The organism is Streptomyces sp. NPDC056361, assembly GCF_042262805.1.
Lineage (GTDB): Bacteria > Actinomycetota > Actinomycetes > Streptomycetales > Streptomycetaceae > Streptomyces.
Genome location: NZ_JBHJQI010000211.1, coordinates 1 through 9,791, shown reverse-complemented (window position 1 = coordinate 9,791; position 9,791 = coordinate 1). Strand labels below are relative to the sequence as shown.

Here is a 9,791-nt window from a genome sequence, read left to right as displayed (position 1 = left end):
CGGGGCGGGGCCGGGGCCACCGCCCCGGGCCGGCCGGGTCGGGCCGGACCGAGGGGGTCGGGATCAGGTGGTGTACTCCGAGTTGAGCCGGACGTACCCCTCGGTGAGGTCGCAGCCGTACACGGTGAAGGACCCGTCGGCGATGCCGAGGTCGACGCCGATGATCACCTCGTCGCCCTTCAGGTGCTCGGCGACGGCGTCGCGCAGTGCGTCCTCGTCCGCGGAGCCCCGGGCGCTCGGCGGGTAGACCTCGACGTCCCCGAAGCGGACGGTGACCCGCTCCTGGTCGATGTCGGTGTCCTCGGAGCACTTGCCGATCGCCATCGTGACGCGACCCCAGTTGGGGTCGCAGCCGTGCACGGCGGTCTTCACCAGCGGGGAGTTGACCACGGCCTTGCCGACGCGCTTGGCCTGGGCGTCGTCGCGGGCGCCGGTGACCTGGACCTCGATGAGCTTGCTCGCGCCCTCGCCGTCGCTCGCGATGTCCTTCACCAGGGCGAGCGCGACGGTGTACAGCGCCTGCTCGAACTCCGCCGGATCCACCTCCCCGGCAAGGCCGTTGGCGAACAGCGCCGCCGTGTCGCTGGTGGAGGTGTCGGTGTCGATGCTGACCGCGTTGAAGGTCCGGTCCATGACCCGCCGGAAGATCCGGTCCTGCTCCTCGGGGTCGAGCCGGGCGTCCGTGGCGAAGAACGTCAGCAGCGTCGCCATGTCGGGCTCCATCATCCCGACGCCCTTGGCGATGCCCGTGAGGGTGGCGCCGCCGACCCGCACCGAGACCTCCTTGGGCCGGGTGTCGGTCGTCATGATGGCGCGGGCCGCCCGGTCGAAGCCGCCCTCGGGGAACGGCAGCGCGAGCGTCTTGAGGTGCCGCCTGATCGACTCCATCGGGTACTGACGGCCGATCACCCCGGTCGAGGCGATGAGGAGTTCGTCCTCCGGGACGCCGAGGGTGCGCGCGACGGACTCGCGCACCTCGCGCGCGTTGGCCTCGCCCTCGAGGCCGGTGGCGACGTTCGCGTTGCGCGCGACGACCACGACCCCGTGGGCCCGGCCGTCGGCCGCCGCCTCGCGGCTCAGCAGGACGCTCGGTCCGGCGAACCGGGAGCGGGTGAAGACCGCGCTCACCACGGCCGGGGCGGTGGAAGCGAGCACGGTGAAGTCGTCCCGGCCGTCGTCGGCCAGTCCCACCGGTGCCGTGTGGGTGACGAATCCCCGCGGTGCGCGCGGTGTGGGCTCGGACATGAAGGCGTCTCCTGTCACGCGGATGGCGGGGCGACGGCGGTGTCCGTCGCCCTACCGCATCATTTCCAGGTTCACAGCATATCTATGCATGCAATTCCGTCCGGGCGTGCCATCGCGCCCCGGCGCCGAAAGGGCGGCGGGGCGCGACCGGACGTGCGGGAAGATCACCGGCGAGGCGTGAAGGAGACGACGTCGCCCGCGCGCTCGCCGCCGGAGAGCTGACCGTTGCGCTCGGTGCGGATGTAGACGCGGTGCAGCCAGCGGTCCTCGCCGTCCCAGCGCGGGCTGAACGGCGTACGGGCGTGCGTGGTGCGGAAGTTGTCGATGATCAGCACGTCGCCCGGTTCGAGCTTGACCCCGACCGTCACGTCGTCGAGGGCCTGCGACAGGGCGGCGACGGCCTCCTTGTCGCGCGGGTCCTCCGGCGCGAGCAGCTCGCGGTCGTACCCGAGGAACGGGTCACCCTCCTCGCCGTACAGCGGCTTGACCTCGGCTATGGCACCCGGGTCCTCCTCGCCGCCGCGGAAGGCCACGTCGACGCAGCACGGCATCCGGCGGTCGAAGAGCCGCGCCCGCGTCCGCTCGTCGAGCAGCGGCAGCGCCTTGCGGACCGAACCGACCAGCGTCTCGGCCCGGCGCTCGTGGTCGGCCCGGGAGCAGGCGAGCATGACGTAGTTCGGCTGGAGGACGTGGTACGCCATCTCCGTGTGGAACTCCAGCGTGGTCTCGGAGGTCTCCGAGGACAGGTAGTGCGCGCCGGGCGACGGGTACACGTCGTGGTAGACCGTGCCGGAGCGCAGCTCCTGGTACCCGGTGTGCAGACCGAGCCGGCGCCCGGCCAGGGCGAGCATCGCCTCCATGACGAACAGCGGGCGGTCCAGCGGGGCCGGGGTGGTGGTGGGCGTGTCGGGCAGTTCGGACGGGTCGACGGGCAGCCCGCGCAGCAGCAGGTAGCCGTCCGTGTTGCCGGCGGCGTTGAACGAGTCGAGGGCGGCGGACAGCCCCTTGGGCAGGTCCTCGGCGAGACCCCCCGCCTGGGCGAGGAAGTCGTACAGGTCCGCGCGCGGGACCTGCGGGAGCCGCCCCGCGAGGCCGAGCAACTCCTCGCGGAAGGGCGTGCAGTCGATGATCGGAGAAGTCATGGCGCCGTGTCTCCTTCTACTTCTGGATCCGATGGGCGCGGGCGTACTGGTAGAGCATTTCCGCGCCGATTTCCGTGGCGAGCACGGAGGTGATCCCGCCGTGGTCGTAGAGCGGGGACACCTCCATCACGTCGAAGCCGACCGGCTTGAGGTCCCCCACGCAGCGCAGCAGCCCGAGCACCTCGCGGGAGCTGAGGCCGCCGGGTGCGGGCGTGCCCGTCCCGGGGGCGAAGGCCGGGTCGACCACGTCGACGTCGACGGACACGTAGACGGGCCGGCCCTTGATCCGCTCGCGGACGAGGTCGGCGGTGCCGCGCACGCCCAGCTCCGAGAACTCGTCGGCGGTCACCACGCGCACTCCGTTGTCGCGGGCGTAGTCGAGCGAGTCCGGCTTCGGGTTGTGTCCGCGGATGCCGATCTGGACCATGGCGTGGGGATCGATCAGCTTCTCGTCGATCCCGTGCCGGAACGGGGTGCCGTGGTGGTAGAGGCCGCCGTAGAAGGCGGGGTTGGTGTCGGAGTGCGCGTCCAGGTGCAGCACGGCCACCGGACCGTGCTGCTCGGCGACGGCGCGCAGGGCGGCCACGGTCAGCGAGTGGTCGCCGCCCAGCATCAGGAAGGCCGCGTTGGCCTTCAGGAGGTGGGACAGGTGCTTCTGCGCCGTGTCGATCGCGATGTTCATGTCGAACGGGGTCAGGTCCATGTCCCCGGCGTCGACGCAGTCGATCAGGTCGAAGGTGCCGGGGCCGCGGTCGATGCCGACCCCGTGGATGAGCCCCGACTCGTTGCGGATCGCCCGCGGGCCGAACCGGGCGCCCGGACGGTAGCTGGTGCCGCCGTCGTACGGGGCCCCGATCACCACGACGTCGCGGCCGCGGGGGTCCCGGTCGTGCGGCAGCCGCATGAACGTGGGTATCTGCGCGTAGCGGGGTGAGACGTGCGAGTCGATGCGCTCCACGGCTTCAGCCACCCTCCTGGAAGTCGACGACGGACGGGAACGAGGCCCGGTGGTCCCGGGCGCTCATGCCGCCCCGCGGGCGAAGCGCTCGGCCACGGACCGCACCGCGTCGGCGGTGCTCACCTCGGAGGGGTGGCGGCCCGCCACCACGGTCTGGTCGAAGAGTTCGCGGACCACGTGCCGCTTCGCCTCCCGGACGGACCGCTCCGCGAACCCCTGCTCCCTCAGCAGCAGGGAGAACGACGACGTGGTGCCCGAGCCCTCGTGGACGCCGAGCTTGGGCCGCGTGACGGTCTCCTCGGGCAGCGCGTCCGCCATGGCGGCGCGCAGCACCCACTTGTCGCGTCCGTACCGCCGCTTGAGCCCGGCCTCCAGGGAGACGAGCAGGTCGAGGACGTTCCGGTCCCAGTACGGGTGGGTCGTCCAGTGGCCGCCGAGCAGGGACAGCACCGGGGACATCTCGTTCAGGCCGTCGAAGGTGGCCATGTCGTACGCCACGGCCGTGTCCAGGTTCGGCAGCCGGTCCTCGCGGTGCATGCCCGCGAGCGGGATGTCCGCGCCGTATCCGGTGAGGATCCGGCGGGCCGGCCCGCCGAGTTCGCGGTAGAGCGCGACCAGCGGCAGCAGGTACTCGATGATGTCCGGGTCCACGGACTCCGAGGCCCACACCGCGTACGGGAGCTGGGCCAGCAGGTCGGCGGTGGGCACGGTGATCTCGCGGTGCGCGGTGCCGAGGTGGTCGACGACGGCGCGGGCCTGGGCGAACTCGTCCGAGGTGTCGGTGCCCATGGACACCGTGTCGAGCGCGCCGGCCGCCCGGTGGGCGCAGGCCGCGACGCCGGAGGAGTCGATGCCGCCGGACAGCACCACCAGGGGCGTGTCGCCGGTCGGGACGCGGACCGCGACGGCCTCGTCGAGGGCGGCGCGCACGGCCGCCACCGCCTCGTCCTCGGGCACGATCCGCCGGGACAGCGGGGGCCGCCAGACGGGGTGGGCCTCGACCGTGCCGGACTCCAGGTCGGTGTCCCACACGGTGCCCGCCGGCACCTGGTAGACGTCCGGCAGGCCCGGCACGCGCCGTGCGTCGGCCAGCGGGAAGCCCCGCGGGTGGCGGTGCTGGGACAGGGTCTTGGCCTCGGTGGAGGCGGTGACCTCGCCGGGCGTCACGCGCGCGTACAGCGGTATCGAGCCCGCGTGGTCGGTGGCGAGGAGGACCCGGCGGCCGGTGGCGACCACGGCCGCGAAGCGCCCGTTGAGGAGCCGGAAGGCGTGCGGTCCGTAGTGGCGCAGCAGCTGCAGGAGCAGCTGCGCGTCGCTCTCCGGTTCCGGCCCGGGGGGCAGGACGGAGTGCAGGGCCTCGCGGTTGTAGAGCTCGCCGGCCAGCAGCACGGCGGTGTCCGCGTCCCGGGCCTGGGCGCCCTCGGGTGCGGTCTCGGGCCCGTGCACCAGGACCGCGGAGAGGTTCTGGTCGGGCAGGGACGTGTGGATGTCGGTGAGGCTGCCGAGGGCGGCGAACGCCGCGCGGGGCACCCGGCCCCCGCCCGAGCGGGCGGAGGCCAGGAACCCGTGGGCAGCCGGCAGCGCCGGTGCCTTCACGGTCAGATGCTCAGGGCGCCGAAGCCGCCCGGCTGGAAGTCGTAGGAGATGGGGACTTCGATCAGGAAGGGGCGGCCCAGCTCGGCGCCCTTGCGCAGGGCGGCGAGGAGTTCGTCGCGGTCCGTCGCCTTGGTCGCCTCGACGCCGTTGGCCTCGGCGAGGGCGACGAAGTCGACGCCGGTGAACTTCACCGCGGGGTCGTGGCTGCGGTGGTGGCCGATGTTCTGGTAGAGCTCGATGAGGCCGTTGGTGTCGTTGTTGACGACGACGGTCACGATCGGCAGGTTGAGCCGGGCGATGGTCTCCAGGTCGGCGCTGTTGGAGTGGAAGCCGCCGTCGCCGGCGATGAGGAAGGTGGGCTCGTCCGGGCGGGCCATCTGGGCGCCCATCGCGGCGGGGATGCCGTAGCCGAAGCTGGAGCAGCCGGCCGAGGTGAGGAAGCCGAAGGGCTGGTCGGCACGGGCGAACAGCACGCCGTAGTGCCGGAAGAAGCCGATGTCGGAGACGATGGTGCCGCGGCCCTCGCCGGCGACCTCCGCCATGACCGTGTTCATCGAGTCCATGACCTGGTGGACCCGCATGCCGTCGTCGTAGGCCTCCGGGTCGGCGAGGAACTCGGCGATCCGGGCGCGCAGCGGGGCGATGTCGTGCCGGTCCTTGGCGGCGAGCCCGGCGGTCGACGCGTCGAGGTGCTCGACGAACGCCAGCACGTCGGTGACGACGTCGACGTCCGGCCGGTACACGCGGGGGACCGGGTTGGCGGTGGGCGAGACGCGGACGGTCTTCTTCTCGGCGCCCTTCTGCCACATGGAGGGACGCAGGTCCTCGGCGTAGTCGTAGCCGAGGGTGAGGATGAGGTCCACGGGGGAGAACAGGGTGTCCAGGGCGGGGAAGTTGAGGATCCCGTCCATGTAGCCGGTGACGGCCCCGTAGTTCAGCTCGTGGCCGTGCGGCAGGATGCCCTTGGCGATGTACGTGGTGATGACGGGGACGTTCAGCCGCTCCGCGAGGGCGCGGATGGCGGGCACCGCGCCGGAGCGGATGGCGGCGGCGCCGACCACCAGGACCGGGTGCTCGGCGTTCACGAGCAGCTCCGCGGCCTCCTCGGCGGCCTTCTCCCAGCCGTCCGCGACCGCGCCGATCGGCTTGGCGGGGGTGCGGGCCGGCGGGTTCGGCGCGGAGGTGTCGATGCCCTCGCTGGAGCCGAGCAGGTCGACGGGGAGGGAGATGAACGACGGGCCCACCGGCTCGGTCATCGCGGCGGTCACCGCGGAGTCCACCAGGTCGGTGATCTCGTGGGGGCGCTGGAGCTCGACGGCGTACTTGGTCATCGGCTCGGCGATCTTGACCAGGTCGAGGCACTGGTGGGTGTCGTTCGGGAAGATGTCGTGGGACTCCGACTGGGCGGCCAGGGCGATGACCGGCGAGCGGTCCAGGATCGAGGTGGCGATGCCGGTGGACAGGTTCGTCATGCCCGGGCCGAGGGTGGCCCAGCAGGCCTGGGGGCGGCCGGTGATGCGGGCGAGGACGTCGGCGGCGACACCGGCGGTGAACTCGTGCCGGGTGAGGACGAAGTCGATCCCCTCGACCTCGTCGAAGAGGATCGACGCGGCCTCACGGCCGACGACGCCGAACACCTTGTCCACACCGTGCTCGCGCAGCCGGGACAGAAGCGCGTGCGCGGTGGTCGGTTCGGTGCTGGGGCCGGTCGATACACGGGACATGGAGTCTCCAGAGTCGGTCGGAAGGGCGATGTCGCCACCCTGATCGGGCCTCCTCTTCGTGTCCTCTCCCGGTCGTATCGCGGGGACCGGGCGGAGAGCGGGAGAAGAAGGGGCGCGGTTCGGGGGGAGAGGGACCGGGTCCCGGACGTCCGTGCGACCGGTTGCGATCCGGACAGTTCCCGCTCACGGGAACGGGAGTTCGGGGGGATATCTTCAGTGGACTAGTCCACTTAGCGTTCTCCGGGATGCCCTCTTTCGTCGCCTCTCTATGCTCCGTATCGCGGGGTTCCCGGCGGGTGGGCCCCGCACTGTCAGCCTTTTTCCGGCGACTCGCCCAAGGCCCCGATGGTTCCCCATTCTTGCGCCTTTCACGATTTCTTCACTTGTGCCGCTGTCCTGAAATGCTCGTGTGGACGGTGGCGTAAAACTCGGGTCCGCATAATCTCGACATCATGGCTAGCTATCGAAATCAGGACGGCTTACACCGCACTCGCCGGGGGCGCTCTCGCGGCTCTTCCGTCATCGCGACCTGCGTCGTGCTGGCGGCGGTCGCGGGAGTCGGATACTGGGGTTATTCCACTCTGTTCAAGGGCGCCGCGGGCGACTCGGAGGACCCGAAGGTCGCGGCGGCGACGAAGGCGATGACGGCCTTCCTCGACGCCTGGGAGGCGGGCGACGCCGGGCGGGCCGCGCGCCTGACGGACACGCCGGACGGCGCCGAGTCGCTGATCAAGTCCGTGATGACCAACCTGAAGCCCGCCACGACCCGGATCGACGCGGGTGACGGGGAGCGGAAGGACGCGAAAGTACTTGTTCCGTTTACCGTGACGATGGACATACCGGGAGCCGGCGCCTATTCCTGGAAGTCGAAGGCCGACGTGGTCGAGTCCGGCAAGGAGTGGAAGGTCGAATTCCGCACGGAGATGATCCACCCGGACATGGTCCCCGGGCAGACCCTCGCCCTCGACGCCCGCGACCGGGCCGCCGTCCTCGACGCCGAGGGCCGGGAGCTGAAGGCCGCTTCCCTCGTCGGCTCCGTCGACCCGCAGACCGGCAAGGGCGTCTCCGGCCTGGAGGCCCGCTACGACAAGCAGCTGGCCGGCGGCTCGGGCCAGGGCAAGTCGGTCGTCGTGGTGGACCGCGCCTCCGGCCAGCCGGTCAAGACCCTCTCCGGCGGCGGGGAGGCCCAGGGCAAGCCGGTGCGCACGACCATCGACCCGAAGGTCCAGGAGGCCGCCGCGGCCGCCCTGGAAGGCGTCACCAAGAACGCGGCCGTCGTCGCGATCGACCCCACCAACGGCCACATCCTGGCCGCCGCGAACAAGCCCTCCGGGATGAACCGCGCCCTGGAAGGCCGTTACCCGCCCGGCTCGACCTTCAAGGTGGTCACCGCCGCCGCCCTGCTCAAGCAGGGCATGAAGCCCTCGGACCGCGCCGACTGCCCCAAGTTCGCCAACGTCAACGGCCAGCGCTTCGAGAACCAGGACCAGTTCGTCCTGCCGCCCGGATCCACCTTCCGGGACAGCTTCGCGCACTCCTGCAACACCTTCTTCGTCGACTCCCGCGCCAAGCTGCCCGGCGCCGGCCTGCACGAGGCCGCCCAGGCCTTCGGCATCGGCGGGGCCTGGGACGTCGGCACCATCACCTACGACGGCAGCGTCCCGGTCTCCAACAGCGACAACGACAAGGCCGCGTCCACCATCGGACAGGCCAGGGTGCAGGCGTCCCCCCTGGTGATGGCCTCGATCGCCGCCACCGTCAAGGAGGGCGTCTTCAAGCAGCCCGTCCTCGTGCCGGACGCCGTGCGCAAGAAGTACGAGGCGCCCGCCCGTCTGGACGCCGGCGTCGTCGACTCCCTGCGGGGCATGATGCGCGCGACCGTCACCATCGGTGCCGGCAAGGCCCTCAGAGGCATTTCCGGTGAACCGCACGCCAAGACGGGCACCGCCGAATTCGGCACCGAGACCCCGCCGCGCACCCACGCGTGGATGATCGGATACCAGGGCGACCGGAACCTCGCCTGGGCCGTTCTCCTGGAGGACGGCGGGTCGGGCGGCCGCGACGCGGGTCCCATTGCAGCCAAGTTCCTGAAAAATCTGACGAAGTGACAGTCGAGGTCGACTGCGGTGAGTTTTCAGCCAGGAGACGTTCTCCGCACTCACCGCGTTCTCCTCAATCGCCTAGGATCAGCGCCCGCACGTCCAAGGAATGGCAAGTACTGGCCAAACGAAAACGCATCCAGCCACGCCCGCCCCATTCCGACAGGGGCTTGGCTCGTCTTCGACGGGGGAAGTTAAGCCATGAGTACGTGGAATGAGGCGACGATCCGGCTTCTCGGCCCGGTGGCCCTCGTGCAGGAGGGTGAGCCGGTACCCATGCAGGGCCAGCGGCAGCGGCGATTCCTCGCCGCCCTCGCCCTGCGAGCCGGACAGGTCGTCTCCAAAGAAGCGATCATCGAGGACTCCTGGGACGGCGAGCCGCCGCTCACCGTCACGGGGCAGCTGCAGACCTCGGTCTGGATGGTCCGCAAGGCCCTGACCCAGGCCGGTCTCGCCCGCGACGTGATCCGTTCGCACGACCGCGGCTACGAACTGAGGGCGCCGCAGGAATCCATCGACCTCTTCGTGTTCCGGGACGCGGTACGGGCGGCCCGGGACCTGCACCAGCGCGGCAAGCACAAGGACGCCGCCGAACGGCTCGACTCGGTGCTCGCCCTGTGGCGGGGCCCGGCCCTCGCCGACGTCACGTCGAGCCGGCTCCGCCTCAAGGCCGAGTCGCTCCAGGAGGAGCGCACCGCGGCGGTCGAACTCCGCGCCCAGGCGGACCTCGGCCTCGGGTACTACACCGAGGCGATCAACCGCCTGTCGGGACTGGTCGACCACGATCCGTTCCGGGAGGACCTGTACGTCAAGCTCATGATGGCGTACTACGCGGAAGGCCGTCAGGCCGACGCGATCCAGGTCTTCCACCAGGCCAAGAAGATCCTGCGCGAGCAGATCGGGATCAACCCCGGTGTCCCCCTGACGAAGGTGATGCAGGCGATTCTGCGTCAGGACGAGCACTACCTGAAGGTCGGCTGCGTCAAGGGGTGACGTCCCCGCCCCACGGGCCCCCGTTCCTCGCCGC

General features: G+C 71.1%; 7 protein-coding genes. 2 read left to right on the top strand and 5 right to left on the bottom strand.

The genetic code is table 11. The annotated features are described in order from the left end of the window. Positions 1–63: 63 nt before the first annotated feature. The 5 genes from argJ to ACFCY7_RS37810 all read right to left on the bottom strand — a co-directional run bounded on the left by argJ (position 64) and on the right by ACFCY7_RS37810 (position 6,665). Positions 64–1,245, bottom strand: coding sequence for a bifunctional glutamate N-acetyltransferase/amino-acid acetyltransferase ArgJ (argJ, locus tag ACFCY7_RS37830; RefSeq protein ID WP_376490620.1), 1,182 nt, complete (start codon positions 1,243–1,245; stop codon positions 64–66). Between the two features lie 164 nt (positions 1,246–1,409). Continuing rightward, positions 1,410–2,387, bottom strand: coding sequence for a clavaminate synthase Cs1 (gene cs1, locus ACFCY7_RS37825; RefSeq protein ID WP_376490619.1), 978 nt, complete (start codon positions 2,385–2,387; stop codon positions 1,410–1,412). Positions 2,388–2,403: 16 nt separating this feature from the next. Further along, complete coding sequence (speB, locus tag ACFCY7_RS37820; RefSeq protein WP_376490621.1) at positions 2,404–3,345, bottom strand: agmatinase; 942 nt, start codon at positions 3,343–3,345, stop codon at positions 2,404–2,406. A 63-nt stretch (positions 3,346–3,408) separates the two neighbouring features. Next, a complete protein-coding gene (locus tag ACFCY7_RS37815; RefSeq protein ID WP_376490618.1) occupies positions 3,409–4,941 on the bottom strand; it encodes an asparagine synthase-related protein in 1,533 nt (510 codons plus the stop codon). Between the two features lie 2 nt (positions 4,942–4,943). Further along, positions 4,944–6,665: a thiamine pyrophosphate-binding protein gene (locus tag ACFCY7_RS37810; RefSeq protein ID WP_376490617.1), complete on the bottom strand. Its 1,722-nt coding sequence runs from the start codon at positions 6,663–6,665 to the stop codon at positions 4,944–4,946. A gap of 452 nt (positions 6,666–7,117) precedes the next feature. On the opposite strand from ACFCY7_RS37810, the gene ACFCY7_RS37805 reads away from it, so the two are divergent. Together ACFCY7_RS37805 and ACFCY7_RS37800 are read left to right on the top strand one after the other, a co-directional pair. Then, on the top strand, positions 7,118–8,773 hold the full coding sequence (locus ACFCY7_RS37805; protein ID WP_376490616.1) for a penicillin-binding transpeptidase domain-containing protein: 1,656 nt from the start codon (positions 7,118–7,120) through the stop codon (positions 8,771–8,773). Between the two features lie 192 nt (positions 8,774–8,965). Next, on the top strand, positions 8,966–9,757 hold the full coding sequence (locus ACFCY7_RS37800) for a BTAD domain-containing putative transcriptional regulator (protein ID WP_376490615.1): 792 nt from the start codon (positions 8,966–8,968) through the stop codon (positions 9,755–9,757). The last annotated feature ends 34 nt before the right edge of the window (positions 9,758–9,791 follow it).

Coding starts and splice junctions, on each gene's coding strand:
- argJ (WP_376490620.1), bottom strand. CDS start 1,245: ATGTCCGAGCCCACACCGCGCGCACCGCGGGGATTCGTCACCCACACG.
- cs1 (WP_376490619.1), bottom strand. CDS start 2,387: ATGACTTCTCCGATCATCGACTGCACGCCCTTCCGCGAGGAGTTGCTC.
- ACFCY7_RS37810 (WP_376490617.1), bottom strand. CDS start 6,665: ATGTCCCGTGTATCGACCGGCCCCAGCACCGAACCGACCACCGCGCAC.
- ACFCY7_RS37805 (WP_376490616.1), top strand. CDS start 7,118: ATGGCTAGCTATCGAAATCAGGACGGCTTACACCGCACTCGCCGGGGG.
- ACFCY7_RS37800 (WP_376490615.1), top strand. CDS start 8,966: ATGAGTACGTGGAATGAGGCGACGATCCGGCTTCTCGGCCCGGTGGCC.